Genomic DNA, 17030 nt, shown 5'->3' with positions numbered 1-17030 from the left:
GTTCATCGTTTACTATAACACAGCGTGAAATAATCCTTATTTCATGCTCTTTATATTGTCACAAACTTTTTCTTTAACAGTAATACAATTTTGTGATATTATGAACTTGTAACGTATAAAAACTAGAAAGGTTTGGTGAATTGAATGGCTCCGAAAAAGCAAGCTCCATTCGATGCAGTTTCGACTCTACAAGAGATCGAATCAAAATTTGAAGTAGTACAAGTATTAGATTTAGATGGCAATGTCGTTAATAAAGACTTTATGCCTGACTTAACGGATGAACAATTGGTTGAATTAATGGAGAGAATGGTCTGGACGCGTGTATTAGATCAACGTTCTATCTCTCTTAACCGCCAAGGACGTTTAGGATTCTATGCGCCGACTGCGGGTCAGGAAGCTTCTCAATTAGCTTCTCATTATGCTTTAGAGAAACAAGATTACATTTTACCGGGTTACCGTGACGTACCACAATTAATCTGGCACGGTTTACCACTTACAAAAGCTTTCTTATGGTCACGTGGACACTTTGTTGGGTCTCAAATGCCTGAAGGAATGAACGCTTTAGCACCACAAATCATCATCGGTGCACAATATGTTCAGACTGCAGGGGTAGCACTTGGTCTTAAGAAACGTGGTCAAGATGCAGTAGCAATTACTTATACAGGTGACGGTGGTTCTTCACAAGGTGACTTCTATGAAGGTATCAACTTCGCATCAGCATTTAAAGCACCTGCAATCTTCGTTATCCAAAATAATAACTATGCAATCTCAACACCACGTAGCAAACAAACAGCTGCGAAAACATTAGCACAAAAAGCAGTAGCGGTCGGTATCCCTGGTATCGTTGTTGATGGTATGGATGCTTTAGCAGTATATCAAGCAACGAAAGAAGCGCGTGACCGTGCAGTTGCTGGTGAAGGTCCAACATTAATCGAAACAATCACTTACCGTTATGGTCCACATACGATGGCCGGTGATGATCCTACACGTTACAGAACTTCAGATGAAGATGACGAGTGGGTGAAAAAAGATCCGTTAGTACGTTTCCGTAAATTCTTAGAAGCAAAAGGATTATGGTCTGAAGAGAAAGAAAATGAAGTAATGGACAGAGCGAAAGAAGACATTAAAAACGCGATTAAAGAAGCGGATGCGACACCAAAACAAACTGTGACGCAATTAATGGAGATTATGTACTCTGATAACGTTCCTCAAAATATTAAGGAACAGATGGAAATTTATAAAGAGAAGGAGTCGAAATAAGTCATGGCACAAATGACAATGATTCAAGCGATTACAAATGCGCTTCAAACAGAACTAAAAAATGACGAAAACGTATTAGTTTTCGGAGAAGACGTTGGTGTCAACGGTGGGGTATTCCGTGCGACTGAAGGACTTCAAAAAGAATTCGGTGAAGATCGTGTATTCGATACACCACTTGCTGAGTCTGGTATCGGTGGTTTAGCGGTAGGTTTATCATTAACTGGTTTCCGTCCAGTAATGGAAATTCAGTTCTTCGGATTCGTATTCGAAGTATTCGATTCAATTGCAGCACAATTATCTCGTCAACACTTCCGTTCAGGTGGAACAAAAACTGCACCAGTTGTTATCCGTTCACCATTTGGTGGTGGGGTACATACACCAGAACTTCATGCAGATAACTTAGAAGGTCTAATGGCGCAAACACCTGGTGTTAAAGTTGTTATCCCATCAAACCCATATGATGCTAAAGGATTATTAATTTCAGCAATTCGTGATAACGATCCTGTTGTTTACTTAGAGCATATGAAATTATACCGTTCATTCCGTGAAGAAGTACCTGAAGAAGAGTATACGGTTGAAATCGGTAAAGCAGCAGTGAAACAAGAGGGTACTGATTTATCAATCATTACTTATGGTGCAATGGTTCAAGAATCTATGAAAGCAGCAGAAACGTTAGCGAAAGATGGACATTCAGTAGAGGTCATCGACTTACGTACTGTTCAACCACTTGATATTGAAACAATCGTTGCTTCAGTTGAGAAGACTGGTCGCGTTGTTGTTGTTCAAGAAGCGCAAAGACAAGCGGGTGTTGGTGCGAATGTCGTATCTGAAATTTCAGAGCGTGCGATTTTAAGCCTGGAAGCACCTATTGGACGTGTATCAGCCCCTGATACTGCTTATCCATTTACTCAAGCAGAAAACGTTTGGTTACCAAACAAAGAAGACATTATCGCAGTAGCGAAAAAGACGTTAGAATTCTAATCTAGAAGATAAACGTGTAAAATGAAAAGTGACATCATGATGTTACTTTTCATTCATTTATTTTAATTCTTAATTCTTTAGGAGGAATTTATTGTGGCATTTGAATTTAAGTTACCTGCCCTTGGTGAAGGGATATTTGAAGGTGAAATCGTAAAGTGGTTCGTTAAGTCTGGCGACGAAGTACAAGAAGACGATATTTTGTTAGAAGTACAAAGTGATAAATCTGTAGTAGAAATTCCATCTCCAGTAACAGGAAAGATCAATACGATCGTGGCTGAAGAAGGAACAGTAGCAAATCTAGGTGAGGTTATCGTAACAATCGATTCTGATGACGCACACGCACAAAATGATGCTTCAGAATCAAAAGAAGAACCAAAAGAGGAAGCACAAGCTGAAACTACGGAAGCGCCTAAAGCAGAAGCACAAGCACCTGCACAAGACGTTGAAGTTGACGAAAATCGCCGTGTTATCGCAATGCCTTCAGTACGTAAATTAGCCCGTGATAAAGGGGTTAACATTAAAGCTGTTCAAGGTACTGGTAAAAACGGTCGTGTCTTAAAAGACGACGTTCTAGCGTATGCTGAAGGTGGACAAACAACTGCAAGTACACCTGAAGCACCAGCTCAAGAAACACCAGCACAAGCAGCACCTCAACCAGTTGCAGCACCAGAAGGTGACTTCCCAGAAACACGCGAGAAAATTCCGGCAATGCGTCGTGCAATTGCAAAAGCAATGGTGAACTCTAAACATACTGCACCACACGTAACATTAATGGATGAAGTAGAAGTACAGGCATTATGGGATCACCGTAAGAAATTTAAAGAAGTTGCAGCTGAACAAGGTACGAAATTAACATTCTTACCATACGTTGTAAAAGCATTAGTTTCAGCACTTAAAGCATATCCTGCTTTAAACACTTCATTAGATGATGCGACTGAAGAAATTGTACACAAACATTATTACAACATTGGTATCGCTGCTGATACTGAACGCGGTCTATTAGTACCTGTTGTAAAAAATGCAGATCGTAAATCAATCTTCGCGATTTCTGATGAAATCAATGAATTAGCAGTTAAAGCACGTGATGGCAAACTTTCTCCTAGCGAAATGAAGGGTGCTTCATGTACAATAAGTAATATCGGTTCAGCTGGTGGACAATGGTTCACTCCAGTTATTAACCATCCTGAAGTTGCAATTTTAGGTATTGGTCGTATCGCGCAAAAACCAATCGTTAAAGATGGAGAAATTGTTGCAGCACCAGTTCTTGCATTATCATTAAGTTTCGACCACCGTCAAATCGATGGCGCAACTGGACAAAGTGCAATGAACCATATTAAACGCTTGTTAAATAATCCAGAATTATTATTAATGGAGGGGTAAACAGATGGTAGTTGGAGATTTTCCTATTGAAACAGATACTATTGTAATTGGAGCAGGTCCTGGTGGATATGTTGCAGCAATTCGTGCAGCACAATTAGGACAAAAAGTAACAATCGTAGAAAAAGGAAACTTAGGGGGCGTTTGTTTAAACGTAGGGTGTATTCCTTCAAAAGCAATGCTTTCAGCTTCTCATAAATACGAAACAGCGAAACATTCTGAAGAATATGGAATTAAAGCTGAAAACGTAACTTTAGATTTCTCTAAAGTTCAAGAATTCAAAAACAGTGTTGTTAATCGTTTAACTGGTGGCGTTGGTTCTTTACTTAAAGGCCGCAAAGTTGAAATCGTTCAAGGTGAAGCTTACTTCGTAGACCAAAACAACTTGAAAGTGATGACTGAAAAAGCTTCTCAGACTTACACATTCAAGAATGCGATTATCGCAACAGGTTCACGTCCAATCGAAATTCCAAACTTCAAATTCAACAAACGTGTTATCGATTCAACAGGTGCATTAGCACTTCCTGAAGTACCAGAACACTTAGTTGTTGTAGGTGGCGGATATATTGGTTCTGAATTAGGAACAGCTTACGCTAACTTCGGTTCAAAAGTTACAATTTTAGAAGGCGCTAAAGATATCTTAGGCGGATTCGAAAAACAAATGACACAAGTTGTTAAAAAAGGTCTTAAAGCTAAAGGTGTTGAAATCGTTACTGAAGCAATGGCGAAGTCAGCTGAAGAATCAGAAAACGGTGTTAAAGTCACTTATGAAGCTAAAGGCGAAACACATACAATCGAAGCGGACTACTGTTTAGTAACTGTAGGACGTCGTCCAAATACAGATGAGTTAGGTCTAGAAGGTTTAGGCATTAAAATGACTGATCGTGGTATCATTGAAGTTGACGCTCAAAGCCGTACTTCAGTTGAGAACATCTACGCAATCGGTGACATCGTTGCTGGACCACCACTTGCACACAAAGCTTCTTATGAAGGTAAAGTTGCAGCTGAAGCTATTTCAGGTGAAAAATCAGAAGTAGATTACTTAGGTATTCCTGCTGTATGTTTCACTGAACCTGAATTAGCGACAGTTGGTTACACTGAAGCAATGGCTAAAGAAGAAGGATTAGACTTTAAAGCGTCTAAATTCCCTTACGCTGCAAATGGCCGTGCATTATCAATCGGTGAGACTGATGGTTTCTTAAAACTCATCACACTTAAAGAAGACGGATTATTAATCGGTGCGCAAGTTGCCGGTGCTGGTGCATCTGACCTCATCGCGGAACTTGGTTTAGCAATTGAAACGGGCATGACTGCAGAAGATATTGCATTAACAATCCACGCTCACCCAACATTAGGTGAAATTACGATGGAAGCAGCAGAAGTTGCAATGGGTCACCCAATTCACACAATGTAATAAACTTTACAATTTCAAAGTACTATTCATATTATATGAATAGTACTTTTTTTATGGAGGAATGTATATGAACTATAGTTATCCAATCGATACAGAATGGTCACAAGATGAGATTATAGATGTTGTTAATTTTTTGAGCTTGATTGAAGATGCGTATGAACGTAGTGTGAATACTGAAGATTTTCTTACGCTTTATCGCGCTTTTAAACAAGTGGCACCGATGAAGTCAGAGGAGAATCGTATCTTAAAGTCATTTGAACAAGTATCGACGTATTCTGGCTATCATACTGTTAAGCGTGCACAACAAGCGAAAGAAAATAACGAAAAAGTATTTTCAATGAAGTAAATTTTTAATGAATATTGAAATGTACATCGATTTTTGATACATTTAATACATTATTAAACTATTTGTTTATAATTATTAAACTAAGGTGTGAATGTATGGATATCGGAAAAAAGATAAAAGATTTAAGGCGCCAGAAGAATTTGACACAAGAAGAGCTTGGCGAACGTACAGATCTCTCAAAAGGATATATTTCACAGCTGGAACGCAATCTATGTTCCCCTTCAATGGAAACATTCTTTAATATTTTGGAGGTCCTAGGCTCTAAGCCAAAAGATTTCTTCAGTGAACAGCAATATGAGCAGCGTATTCATTATCCAAAGTCAGAACAGACAATCTATGATGAGTATGATGATGGATACATGATTAACTGGCTCGTTCCAGATTCTAATGAATTTGATATGGAACCGGTCATTATAACGATTGAACCCGGTAAGAAGTATAAAAAGTTTTTACCAAGCATGTCAGATAGTTTTATCTATGTGTTACAGGGTGAAGCGAGTATTCATATCGGTAGAAGAGATTATCATGCGCAATGTGGGGAATCGTTCTATTTTAAGGCGAACGAATCCCATCAATTATTTAATCGAACAGACAAAGTGGCACGCGTACTGATTGTGGCGACAGAGTCTTACTTATAGAGGTGAACAATGAAACAATTTATTCAGTTTAACCATGTGACAAAGGCATATGGAGATAATACGATTCTTAATGATATCAGCTTTGAAATTGAAAAGGGTAAGTTTTATACGCTGCTTGGACCATCGGGTTGTGGGAAGACGACGATATTACGTCTGATTGCCGGCTTTGAGAAGGCATCAAGTGGCGATATATACTTTGATGAAGCGCGTATCAATGATGTACCGCCGAATAAACGTAAAGTGAATACCGTCTTTCAGGACTACGCCTTATTTCCGCATTTAAATGTGTTTGAAAATGTGGCGTATGGTCTACGTATCAAGAAAGAAAATGAAGACAGCATTAAAACGAAGGTCCGAGAGGCGCTACAGCTCGTAAAACTTGCAGATTTTGAAAACCGTGATATTAAGGATATGAGTGGTGGACAACGTCAGCGTGTCGCGATTGCACGTGCCATCGTTAATGACCCGGAAGTGATATTACTTGATGAACCGTTAAGTGCCCTTGACTTAAAACTCAGAACAGAGATGCAGTATGAACTGCGAGAAATTCAAAATCGTCTCGGTAAAACCTTTATCTTTGTTACACATGACCAGGAAGAGGCGCTTGCAATGAGCGATTATATCTTTGTAATGAATAAGGGTAAAATTGAACAAAGTGGTACACCACTGGATATCTATGATGAACCTGTGAACCGTTATGTGGCGGATTTTATCGGAGAATCAAACATTGTAGACGGTATCATGGTCAAAGATTACGTCGTTGAGATGTACGGCAAGCGCTTTGCATGTGTCGATAAAGGATTTAAACCAGATGCAAAGGTGGACATTGTAATACGTCCAGAAGATATCGAAATCACTGCACCTGAAATGGGTAAAATTCATGCGCTTGTTGACTCTACACTGTTCCGTGGTGTGCATTACGAAATCTGCTGTATTGACGAAGCAGGGAATGAATGGATTATTCAGTCGACGAAACCAGCGACACCGGGTGAACGTGTAGGACTTACATTTACCGAGGAAGCAATACATATTATGCTGCCTGGTGAGACAGAAGAAGAATTCGATCGTCGTATTGAATCATACGAGGTGTAGTATGCAAAGAGCGAAAAACTTTTTCTTAGTCCCTTACATGCTCTGGATTATTCTGTTTATCGTAATGCCGCTCGTTATGATATTTTATACGTCGTTTACGAATCACGATGGGCAGTTTACATTTGAGAACTACCAGTCTTTTTTGACGCCGACATATTTAAAGATGACACTATCTTCCTTTATTTATGCATCGATTATTACCTTATTTTGCTTAATTATTGCATACCCGATTGCGCTCGTCTTAAAGCAGGCGAAACATAAGCAGCTATGGTTGCTGATTATTATCTTACCGACTTGGATCAATCTGTTATTAAAGACGTATGCGTTCATCGGTATATTCAGTAAACAAGGCACTATCAATGATGTGCTGCACTTCTTACATCTACCTGCAGCAAATCTACTGTTTACAGATACAGCATTTATCTTTGTATCTATCTATATCTATATACCATTTATGATACTGCCGATCTTTAATAGTATGAATGAAATTCCGGACAATTTAATCCAGGCATCACGCGATCTCGGTGCATCCGAGTGGATGACCTTTCGAAAGATCATCATGCCCTTATCGCTTGAAGGGGTGAAAACAGGGATACAAGTTACATTTATCCCGGCTTTAAGCTTGTTCATGATTACCCGTCTGATTGCAGGGAATAAGGTTGTCAACTTAGGGACAGCAATTGAAGAACAGTTTTTAGTGACACAGAACTACGGAATGGGTTCGACGATTGCCGTATTCTTAATTTTAGCGATGGCATTTGTGATGATCATCACGAAATCTAAAAACGAAAGCGAGGATATAAAATGAAACTAAGAGGTAAATTATTTTTAGCGGTCGCACTTTTCATTTTATATTTCCCGATCTTCTATTTAATGTTTTATTCCTTTAATTCTGCTGGCAATATGAATCATTTTGAATCCTTTACGTTAGATCATTACAAGGCAGTGTTTGAGAATAAGCGCCTACTCGTTATTATCGTGAATACACTTGCTGTGGCACTTATTGCAGCAAGCATCTCTACAGTGATTGGTATCTGTGGCGCTATTGCGATACACTATATGCGCAATAAGAAAATCAAAATCGGACTATTGACATTAAACAATATATTGATGGTAAGTTCTGATGTAGTGATCGGCTCTTCGTTTTTAATCTTATTTACTGCGATTGGTCACTTTACAGGGCTTGGGCTTGGATTCTGGTCTGTACTTATATCACATATCGCATTCTGTGTGCCCATCGTGGTGCTGCTCGTATTACCAAAACTATATGATTTAAATACATCTCTTATTAATGCGAGCTATGACTTAGGTGCGAGCACATGGCAGACGATCAAAAATGTCATTATCCCGCATATACTCCCTGGTGCACTTGCTGGATTCTTTATGGCACTGACTTATAGTCTGGATGACTTTACGGTCAGTTTCTTCGTCACTGGAAATGGCTTTAGCGTATTATCTGTTGAAATCTACTCGATGGCACGTAAAGGCATTTCAATGGAAATCAATGCGATCAGCACATTAATGTTCTTAGTCGTGATGACAATCATTGCAATTTACTACGTAGTAACAACAAATGCAGATAAGAAGAAGTTAAAGGCAGGTGCAAAATCATGAAACAACTGATGCAGCTAATCTTCATCTCACTTGCAGTTGCCGTATTATTATTATTCTCAAGCCGCTTTATCAATCCACCGCCATCAGGTGGAAAAGGGAATGTCCTCTATGTATATAACTGGGGCGAATATATCGATCCTGATCTGCTTAAAAAGTTTGAGAAGGAAAAAGGGATTCGTGTCGTACTAGAGACGTTTGATTCCAATGAAGCGATGCTCGCAAAGATTAAGAATGGGGGGACAAGCTATGATATTGCTGTCCCTAGTGAATATGCGATTCAGAAGATGAAAAATGAAAAGTTATTGCTGCCCATCGATCATAATAAAATACCAAATCTAAAAAATATTAATAAAGATTTTATGGATCTCCCTTTTGATAAGAAAAATGAATACTCTATCCCATATTTCTGGGGTACTGTAGGCATTCTATACAATCCGGACACAACGAAAGACATTGATTTTTCGAGCTGGGATAGTTTATGGGATAAGCGCCTGAAAGACGACGTTCTTATTGTTGACGGTGCCCGTGAAGCACTTGGATTAGCGCTGAATAGTATGGGGGAATCTTTAAATGAGACTGACCCTGATAAATTACTTAAGGCTGAGCAGAAGCTTGAGAAACTTGCACCGAATGTAAAAGGTGTTGTAGCAGATGAAATTAATACGATGATGGTACAAAAAGAAGCGGATGTTGCGGTTGTATGGAGTGGCATGGGTGCTGATATCATGACAGAAAATGAAAATCTGGACTTTGTTGTACCAAAAGAAGGATCGAATCTATGGTTCGATAATATCGTCATCCCAAAAACGGCACAAAATATTGAAGGGGCACATGAATTTATTAACTTTCTGCTTGATGCACAAAATGCAAAAAAGAATACGGAGTGGGTCGGATATGCGACACCAAATAATGCGGCTTTAAGATTACTGGATAAAGAAACACGAGAAGATGAACGATTCTATCCAAATAAAGCAGTGCAGGAGAAGCTGGAAGTATATGAGGACCTTGGTTATGAAAATATAAAAAGATATAACGAACTCTTCCTTAAATTTAAGATGTCTTTGAGATAAGCGTATGTTGATTTCAGCCAATTTCAATATTTATGCATAAAATTTATTTGTGAGGGTACTATATAAGAAATATGTTTGAAGGAGATGGATATATGAGTCGTAGAGAATATACTCAAACAGTACAACCCGTAAGTCGAGTTCCTGAAAAAATCTTTGGGTGGTTAGCATGGTTACCACTATTAGCACTTTCATTATTTGGTCTTTATCAATTACTAGTTAACGGGAACAACCCAGAATTCATTCAGGCAATGAAAGATGGATTGAATGAAGAGATGCAGAAAAATAACCAAATGGCAGATGCCTTTAACCAAATGGGATTAACAGTTGAAGAAGCTGTACCATTATTTGTTAAGAGTTTCTGGTATTTCTTAGCTTATTCTTTAATCCCAATTATTTTAGGGTTAATCGGATTACTTAAGATGAAGAAGAGAATCTTTGCAGGAATAATGTTATTGCTTGCTGGATTGTTTACAACACCATTCTTCTTTACATTCATCTTAGGATTTATTCCATTATTCTTCTTTATTTCAGCAATACTTTTATTTGCGCGTAAAGATAAAGTAATTAAGAATAATGACTATTATGAAGACCCTGCACATGTTGAGCGTGAACAGCACGCTGCACCATCACATGTTGAACGCGATGCTCGTATCGAAGAAGAAAAGGATTTCACTTATGATGCAGACGACAAGCATGACGATGTCGTGGTAGATGATGTAGAACGTTCTACAGTTCGTGAAGACAGAGTAGATACACATTTCGATAACAATATCGATAGTGATTCAGATCGTGTAACTTACGTTGATAAAACAAAAGATGCAGTCGATGAACGTCGAGACAACTATAACAATAGAAGATAAGTAAAACTTAAGACCAATATAAAAACCAGAAACGATTGTTTCTGGTTTTTACTATGAGGACAGGATTACCTGTCCTTTTATTTTTTTAAGAGTAATGAACCGATTGAAAGTGCTGCGCCACCAAGCGCTGCAATCCCAACGTACTTTGAATTTGAAGTGCCGTGTCGCACTTCATCACGCTTAGATTTACTCGGAAGTTCTGTGTGATGTGCATGCGCTACATCACCCGTATTTGTATGTACAGGGTCAACGATGCCCTGCTCCTGTTTCAGCTGCTGGAAGGATGTACCGAAACCCTTAACAAACTTTGTCAGTACGATAGAACCTTCAACGAAATCTTTATTTGTTAATACTTTAAGTAATCCGGTCCACCCAAGTGGTGTGCTTTGATTATATTCAGTCGATAATTTCAGACCTTTATTGAACTTCAAGATCATCGGTTCGATATCATTGAAGTTAAACTTACCTAATCCTTGGACGAGTAAGAGTGCGTTACGAATCGCCTGGTCACTTTCAGTTTCATTGATGGCCTTTAACACACGCGTTAATATCGGATCGCTTTGAGAGAGCGCAGCATTGGCTGCATTTAATGCTTCATGCTCATCGAGCTGTTCGAGTAAACGGAATAATTTAAGTAACGTATCTTTATGCTGGATCAGCTGATCTTCTAATTCACGTAATTCCTTTTGTCGGAGTGCTTCAATATCTACTTCAGTCGGTTTAATTACACGTGTTGGTTGTGCCATTATCTATCACCTCTCATTTTAACGATATCGCCTGGATACACATAGTCATCTCGTCTCCATTTCGCTTCAACGTTAACGCCCATTTGTGGTACACGGTTCCCGAAGCGGAAGTTATTTTCTGGTAATGGTGATTTGTTGCCTTTATCTAAGATGATAAGCTTTGCCTTTGTTTCTTTGTAAGCTGGTGTTGATGTGTCTTTATCTGCGATAGAGCTTGAGAGCAGGTTAATCGCTGCATCGCCATTATCGTTCATCGGTAAGTAAACTTCTTTGCCGAATACACGGTCAGTAATTAATGCGCGTACATCAACCTTGCCGTAGGGTGACTGTAAGCGTACGAGGTTACCTGTTTGAATACCACGTTCGTCTGCAAGTTCCTGAGAAATTTCTAAGAATGCATCCGGTGTTTCCATTGCAAGACCTTTAACTCGATATGTCATATTACCTTCATGGAAATGCTCAAGCAATCGTCCGTTGTTAACATGAATATCATATTGTGCTTCATATTCAGTCGGCTCTGTCCAGTCAACAGGGAAGAAGTTCGCTTTCTTATCATCAAATGGGAAGCCTTCTGTAAATAATAACGGAGAATCTGTGCCGTCTTCTTTAACTGGCCATTGTAAGCTATTGAACCCTTCTAGTCGGTCATAAGATACACCTGAGTATATTGGTGTTAATGACGCGATTTCATCCATTACGTCACCTGGATGCGCATAATCCCAGTCTGCGCCCATATGCTGTGTAATCTCCTGAATAATCTTCCAGTCTGGTTTCGTACCTTCTAAAGGTTCCATTACTTGATAGAGACGCTGAATACGACGCTCTGTATTCGAGAATGTTCCTTCTTTTTCGAAACTTGGTGCTGCAGGTAGAATAACATCTGCATATTCAGCAGTTTTTGAGAAGAAGATGTCTTGTACAACGAAGAATTTCAGCTTTTCAAATCCTTCGCGGACGTAGTTGATGTTCGAATCAACGATACCCATATCTTCACCTTTTAAGTATAATACATCAAGCTCATCCGCATGCATTGCATCTACCATCTGGTGGTTATTCTGACCGACATTAGGGTTTAATGCTACACCCCATGCTTTGCTGAATTTTTCAAGCACCGCTTTGTCTGCAATCTTTTGGTAACCAGGAAGATGTGTTGGCATGCTTCCCATATCTGAAGCCCCTTGAACATTGTTGTGACCACGTAATGGATAAGATCCTGCACCTGGTTTCATATAGTTACCTGTTACTAGCAATAGGTTAGAGATCGCAGTAGAAGTATCACTACCCCCACGTTGCTGAGTCACACCCATCGCCCACATAACGGCTGTCGTTTTTGCTTCATGGATCATTTCTGCAATCTTGATAATTTCTTCTTTCGACATGCCAGTATGTTCTGCAGCATAATCGATTGTGTATTTCTGTAGTCCTTCAACGAGGGCAGTGTAGTTGTTCACATGCTTATCGATGAATGCCTGGTCCTGCCAGTTATTGTCGATAATATATTTCGTTACTGCATTTAACCACACTAAGTCACTACCTGGATTCGGACGCACGAACATATCAGCACGTTCTGCCAGCTCATGTTTACGGATATCTGCTACAAGTAATTTAGAGCCGTGTAATTTCTGAGCACTCTTTACGCGCGTTGCGATAACAGGATGTGCTTCAGCTGTGTTTGTTCCGAGTCCAATAATCAGTTCTGCACGTGCGATATCTGTAATCGAACCTGAGTCTCCTCCGTAACCAACCGTACGCCATAATCCCATCGTTGCAGGAGACTGACAGTAACGTGAACAGTTATCTACGTTGTTCGTACCTACGACTTGACGGGCAAGTTTCTGCATTAAGTACGATTCTTCATTTGTACACTTAGAAGAAGTGATGAACGCTAATCTTTCAGGACCACGCGTATCAATCGTCTCTTTAAATTTAGAAGAGATTAAGTCGAGTGCTTCTTCCCAGGTCGCTTCTCTAAAGCCATCCGCTTCACGAATTAATGGCTTCGTTAGACGTTCACCTGAATTTACGAAATCCCAGCCGAATTTACCTTTAACACATGTAGAAATCTGGTTCGCCGGTGCTTCAGGGCTTGGTTCTACTTTCAGCACTTCGCGACCTTTCGTCCATACTTCGAAAGAACATCCGACACCACAGTACGTACAAACTGTCTTAGTCTTTTTGATTCTATCCTTACGCATCTCTGCCTCAACGTCTGAGATGGCCATGAGCGGTGTGTACCCTGTTTCTACTGCTTTCGTAACTTCTACAGCCGGACGGAATGCGTCCTTAAGCATACCAGTTAAGAAACCAGCTTCACCAACCATGCCAACTTCCATCATTGCATTACATGGGCATACGGTAGAGCAGTGACCACAGTTGACACAAGAGGAATCATCGATATTTAAGTCCGTATTCCCATCCCAGATGACACGTGGGCGTTCTAATTCCCAGTCAATCATCAATGTTTCATTGACCTGTACATTCTGACAGGCTTGCACACAGCGACCACAAAGTATACATTGATCTGGATCATAACGGTAGAACTTACCGATATTCTTTGGTGCACCTTTAGGAGACTGGGCAGTAGCCTGATGATCTATCTTTAAATTCTTAACGGTATTATGTACTGTACAGTTTCCATTGTTAAAATCACATACTGTACAATAAAGTTCATGATTACGTAATATTCTGTCCATCGCAATCATCTGTGCTTCAAATGCTTCACTTGATCCTGTCTTGACAATGTCCCCGTCTTTAAGCTGTGTACTACATGAACGTACGAGCTCACCATTGACTTCAACGATACATGCATCACATGTTTCGATTGCACCAAGATCCGGGTGATAGCATAGTGCTGGAACATCAATGCCCTTAAACCTTAAGTAGTCGAGAATGCTTACATTGTTCGGAACTTCCATCGGTTTGCCGTTCAGCGTAATACTGACCGTTTGTGATGTTACATCATTCATAAAATTACCCCACTTCATATTTATTTTAAAAAATATATGCCCTAACCTAATTATAAATTATCTGTGTATTATTGCAATTTTATTATTGAATTGATTTCAGTAATGAATAGAAATAAAACAGATAAAAATATGAGACGAGAACAAATGATGCGTAATCATCTGCCCTCATCTCATACGTATTAAATATATAAAGGAAGTAATTTAAAAAACGTATCTTCTACCGCTGCTAAAAACTTTTTATCTGACATCAATGCATCATCATCAGGTAAGAATACTTTGCCGAATAATAGTTCTCCTTTTTTTACATTGATGAGACGATCGATATAACGTTTCAGCGCATCTTCGTCTAGTGAATGAACTGCTTCATATGTCTTTTTCATATGATCGCCCTTAATGATAAAATCACGATCAAGTGCTAATATGTCATTAACTTGCTGCTGCCACTTTGCCGCCATGCGCTCTTTTTCAGGGGATTCATAGATAATACCAAAGAGTACGAAAGCGTGGTCATCGAAGAGTCCAATCTGGAAGTGGGGCAGCATCTTGTAACCGCGTTTGTTTGTTGAAAATGCAACCCATGTATCGTTCGGTGGATTCGTTTTTCGACGCAGATGTTTCGCTACATGTGGATAGAATGTTTCATCTGTATGCTGAGATAAATAGCTGCTAAAATATTCACCAAGTGCTTCTAGCTTCGGACGCGTTGTTTCGATCAATGCTGCCATACGCGGCTCTAAGCCTTCCACGTTAAAGACATTGAAATCTTTTGAAGTAAAATGATATTTTGCCATAGTTCACTCACCTTTTTCTTTTATATATACTATTATATACATAAAGTTGAAACAATTTTGCTTATGTTTAAGATATTGTATAATGATCCTAGGAGGAGATGCTATGGAATTATTTGAATTTATGAAACAGATTGTTTATCAGGCTGGCAGTAATATTAGAGCTCAACTTAATCAGCCGTTATTAATAGAAACGAAATCAAATCCAAATGATCTTGTCACGAATATGGATAAAGAAACCGAACAGCTGCTGTATGATGCAATAATGCAAGCTTACCCAATGCACCATATTATCGGTGAAGAAGGAAGCGGTACAGATATTACCTCTATGGAAGGTACGGTATGGATTATCGATCCGATTGATGGTACTTTGAACTTTGTACATCAGCAGGAAAACTTTGCGATTTCTATCGGTGTATTTGTTGATGGGAAGAAGTATGCTGGTGTCATCTATGACGTCATGCGTGACACGATGTATAGCGCACGTGCAGGACACGGGGCATACAAGAATGAAGAGCCGATAGCACCACTTATTGATAGCGAACTGCATCAATCTATCATCTCGATGAACCCGAACTGGTTAACGAAAGATTATACGAAAGACATCTATAGTGACATCGTCATCAAAGCAAGAAGTGCAAGAAGCTATGGTTCAGCAGCGTTAGATTTCGCCTATGTTGCAACAGGCAAAGTGGATGCTTATATTACGCTCAGGCTCCATCCATGGGACTTTGCCGGTGGCGCCATCATCGCTGAGGAAGTGGGGGCAGTCGTTACGAACCAGCTGAATGAACCGCTGGATATGCTCCATGCGAATTCAATTATGGTGGCAAACAAAGCGCTCCACGATGAAATTTATACACAGTATTTGAAACCACATTCAGCTGCTCTTGATAGCATCCATCAAGAGAGGTTCCATCGCCGTTAAATATAATAGGCACCTTTAGTTGTGCCGAACTTCTGGAAGTGTTTATTCAGCAGTTTCGTGAGTATAAAAGGTGGGAAGTAATGCGCTGTAAATTCAGCGAAATTACGTCTCGTCAGTCTTTGTTCGGATAATATCGCTTTAAACTGTGAAATATTATGATTGAACAAGCTTTCTGAATCGATGATTGCATTACAATGTGTGCAGTAATTCAGAGATTTGAAGCGGTTGAGTGTATTCAGCGCTAAGCAGTCAGGACAGCTGACACCCTTTTTGTAGTCGGGGAGATGGATTTCATGTATTACAGAAGTATCGACTAAGACAGTGCTAATGGTGCTGTTTTTTTTTTTTTTTTTTGAGCAAATACTCATGCGCTCAAGATAGGGTAAAATCTGATCCTTTAGCAGAATATCGCCCGGGTGACTATGGATATCAAGCATGAAGGTCTCATTGAACATCACACATTTTGTATACACGGGCAGTTGCGTTGAAGTTTCAGGCATCACATTGATAACAGAATACTTCATACAATGCAGTTCGGAAATATCGGCGTGTGTGGTATAAGTTGTGCTATTTATAAGCATACCGTCACCGTCAATATGATGTAAGCCGCTATAATCGTTGAACTTAAATAAATGTACTGCATTATCAGTGATAATAATCAGGTTGATATAGATATTGTGATGCGTCTGATACTGCCATATGCACTCAAAGTGTGTATGGTCAATCTGATTTAAAAGCGCCATAAAGGCATGCTCAAGCTGATAACGTTTATTCAGCTCATGTAGCTGTGCGGCGCAGTGCGTATTGGATGTACGATGGACAAGCGATTCCAGTGCAGTTAATGTATGAGGTTTGCTTAATGGTTTAACGTGCATATCAGTTCTCCTTTACGTTGATGATTTTAATATAGCGACTCAATTGGAGATATTCAAATTGCTATATTTAAAAAA

General features: G+C 39.4%; 16 protein-coding genes. 12 read left to right on the top strand and 4 right to left on the bottom strand.

Annotated features, from left to right (window positions below; all coding sequences use genetic code 11):
• Positions 1-144 precede the first annotated feature (144 nt).
• From pdhA to QNJ52_RS01340, 11 genes are all read left to right on the top strand, one after another.
• Entirely contained in the window at positions 145-1260 is a 1116-nt protein-coding gene (pdhA, locus tag QNJ52_RS01390; protein ID WP_012656618.1) for a pyruvate dehydrogenase (acetyl-transferring) E1 component subunit alpha, read from the top strand.
• Between the two features lie 3 nt (positions 1261-1263).
• Entirely contained in the window at positions 1264-2241 is a 978-nt protein-coding gene (locus QNJ52_RS01385; RefSeq protein WP_219494430.1) for an alpha-ketoacid dehydrogenase subunit beta, read from the top strand.
• A 93-nt stretch (positions 2242-2334) separates the two neighbouring features.
• Positions 2335-3621 (top strand): dihydrolipoamide acetyltransferase family protein, encoded by a 1287-nt coding sequence (locus QNJ52_RS01380; RefSeq protein ID WP_283721671.1) that lies wholly within the window; start codon positions 2335-2337, stop codon positions 3619-3621.
• A gap of 4 nt (positions 3622-3625) precedes the next feature.
• On the top strand, positions 3626-5032 hold the full coding sequence (gene lpdA, locus QNJ52_RS01375; protein ID WP_219494434.1) for a dihydrolipoyl dehydrogenase: 1407 nt from the start codon (positions 3626-3628) through the stop codon (positions 5030-5032).
• Between the two features lie 67 nt (positions 5033-5099).
• Positions 5100-5378 (top strand): UPF0223 family protein, encoded by a 279-nt coding sequence (locus QNJ52_RS01370; RefSeq protein WP_219494436.1) that lies wholly within the window; start codon positions 5100-5102, stop codon positions 5376-5378.
• Between the two features lie 95 nt (positions 5379-5473).
• The gene (locus QNJ52_RS01365; protein ID WP_099482090.1) at positions 5474-6016 is read left to right on the top strand and encodes a helix-turn-helix domain-containing protein; all 543 of its coding nucleotides are present in this window, start codon (positions 5474-5476) and stop codon (positions 6014-6016) included.
• A gap of 9 nt (positions 6017-6025) precedes the next feature.
• Entirely contained in the window at positions 6026-7108 is a 1083-nt protein-coding gene (locus QNJ52_RS01360) for an ABC transporter ATP-binding protein (RefSeq protein ID WP_219494438.1), read from the top strand.
• Position 7109: 1 nt separating this feature from the next.
• Entirely contained in the window at positions 7110-7916 is an 807-nt protein-coding gene (locus QNJ52_RS01355; RefSeq protein WP_219494439.1) for an ABC transporter permease, read from the top strand.
• The gene (locus QNJ52_RS01350) at positions 7913-8722 is read left to right on the top strand and encodes an ABC transporter permease (protein WP_219494441.1); all 810 of its coding nucleotides are present in this window, start codon (positions 7913-7915) and stop codon (positions 8720-8722) included. The genes QNJ52_RS01355 and QNJ52_RS01350 overlap by 4 nt, the downstream gene beginning before the upstream one ends.
• A complete protein-coding gene (locus QNJ52_RS01345) occupies positions 8719-9792 on the top strand; it encodes an ABC transporter substrate-binding protein (RefSeq protein ID WP_283721670.1) in 1074 nt (357 codons plus the stop codon). Before QNJ52_RS01350 ends, QNJ52_RS01345 begins: the two co-directional genes overlap by 4 nt.
• 92 nt (positions 9793-9884) lie before the next feature.
• Complete coding sequence (locus QNJ52_RS01340) at positions 9885-10652, top strand: DUF4064 domain-containing protein (protein ID WP_219494445.1); 768 nt, start codon at positions 9885-9887, stop codon at positions 10650-10652.
• A gap of 77 nt (positions 10653-10729) precedes the next feature.
• Here QNJ52_RS01340 and QNJ52_RS01335 read toward each other — a convergent pair whose 3' ends face one another.
• The 3 genes from QNJ52_RS01335 to QNJ52_RS01325 form a co-directional block, all read right to left on the bottom strand.
• The gene (locus QNJ52_RS01335) at positions 10730-11398 is read right to left on the bottom strand and encodes a helical membrane plugin domain-containing protein (protein ID WP_283721669.1); all 669 of its coding nucleotides are present in this window, start codon (positions 11396-11398) and stop codon (positions 10730-10732) included.
• On the bottom strand, positions 11398-14364 hold the full coding sequence (fdhF, locus tag QNJ52_RS01330; protein WP_283721668.1) for a formate dehydrogenase subunit alpha: 2967 nt from the start codon (positions 14362-14364) through the stop codon (positions 11398-11400). The genes QNJ52_RS01335 and fdhF overlap by 1 nt, the downstream gene beginning before the upstream one ends.
• Before the next feature lie 179 nt (positions 14365-14543).
• Complete coding sequence (locus QNJ52_RS01325; protein WP_283721667.1) at positions 14544-15155, bottom strand: YktB family protein; 612 nt, start codon at positions 15153-15155, stop codon at positions 14544-14546.
• Between the two features lie 103 nt (positions 15156-15258).
• On the opposite strand from QNJ52_RS01325, the gene QNJ52_RS01320 reads away from it, so the two are divergent.
• The gene (locus tag QNJ52_RS01320; RefSeq protein ID WP_283721666.1) at positions 15259-16080 is read left to right on the top strand and encodes an inositol monophosphatase family protein; all 822 of its coding nucleotides are present in this window, start codon (positions 15259-15261) and stop codon (positions 16078-16080) included.
• Here QNJ52_RS01320 and QNJ52_RS01315 read toward each other — a convergent pair.
• On the bottom strand, positions 16077-16955 hold the full coding sequence (locus QNJ52_RS01315; RefSeq protein ID WP_283721665.1) for a hypothetical protein: 879 nt from the start codon (positions 16953-16955) through the stop codon (positions 16077-16079). The two genes, QNJ52_RS01320 and QNJ52_RS01315, sit on opposite strands and share 4 nt — an antisense overlap.
• Positions 16956-17030: the final 75 nt, after the last annotated feature.

The organism is Macrococcus sp. S115 (assembly GCF_030067655.1).
Lineage (GTDB): Bacteria > Bacillota > Bacilli > Staphylococcales > Staphylococcaceae > Macrococcoides > Macrococcoides psychrotolerans.
This window is presented reverse-complemented; position numbering and strand designations above follow the sequence as displayed.

Excerpts from the sequence above, each read along its gene's own strand:
- QNJ52_RS01340 (WP_219494445.1), top strand. The coding sequence starts at position 9,885 with ATGAGTCGTAGAGAATATACTCAAACAGTACAACCCGTAAGTCGAGTT.
- fdhF (WP_283721668.1), bottom strand. The coding sequence starts at position 14,364 with ATGAATGATGTAACATCACAAACGGTCAGTATTACGCTGAACGGCAAA.
- QNJ52_RS01320 (WP_283721666.1), top strand. The coding sequence starts at position 15,259 with ATGGAATTATTTGAATTTATGAAACAGATTGTTTATCAGGCTGGCAGT.
- QNJ52_RS01325 (WP_283721667.1), bottom strand. The coding sequence starts at position 15,155 with ATGGCAAAATATCATTTTACTTCAAAAGATTTCAATGTCTTTAACGTG.
- QNJ52_RS01385 (WP_219494430.1), top strand. The coding sequence starts at position 1,264 with ATGGCACAAATGACAATGATTCAAGCGATTACAAATGCGCTTCAAACA.
- QNJ52_RS01335 (WP_283721669.1), bottom strand. The coding sequence starts at position 11,398 with ATGGCACAACCAACACGTGTAATTAAACCGACTGAAGTAGATATTGAA.
- lpdA (WP_219494434.1), top strand. The coding sequence starts at position 3,626 with ATGGTAGTTGGAGATTTTCCTATTGAAACAGATACTATTGTAATTGGA.
- QNJ52_RS01315 (WP_283721665.1), bottom strand. The coding sequence starts at position 16,955 with ATGCACGTTAAACCATTAAGCAAACCTCATACATTAACTGCACTGGAA.
- QNJ52_RS01360 (WP_219494438.1), top strand. The coding sequence starts at position 6,026 with ATGAAACAATTTATTCAGTTTAACCATGTGACAAAGGCATATGGAGAT.
- QNJ52_RS01350 (WP_219494441.1), top strand. The coding sequence starts at position 7,913 with ATGAAACTAAGAGGTAAATTATTTTTAGCGGTCGCACTTTTCATTTTA.
- QNJ52_RS01365 (WP_099482090.1), top strand. The coding sequence starts at position 5,474 with ATGGATATCGGAAAAAAGATAAAAGATTTAAGGCGCCAGAAGAATTTG.
- QNJ52_RS01355 (WP_219494439.1), top strand. The coding sequence starts at position 7,110 with ATGCAAAGAGCGAAAAACTTTTTCTTAGTCCCTTACATGCTCTGGATT.
- QNJ52_RS01345 (WP_283721670.1), top strand. The coding sequence starts at position 8,719 with ATGAAACAACTGATGCAGCTAATCTTCATCTCACTTGCAGTTGCCGTA.
- pdhA (WP_012656618.1), top strand. The coding sequence starts at position 145 with ATGGCTCCGAAAAAGCAAGCTCCATTCGATGCAGTTTCGACTCTACAA.
- QNJ52_RS01370 (WP_219494436.1), top strand. The coding sequence starts at position 5,100 with ATGAACTATAGTTATCCAATCGATACAGAATGGTCACAAGATGAGATT.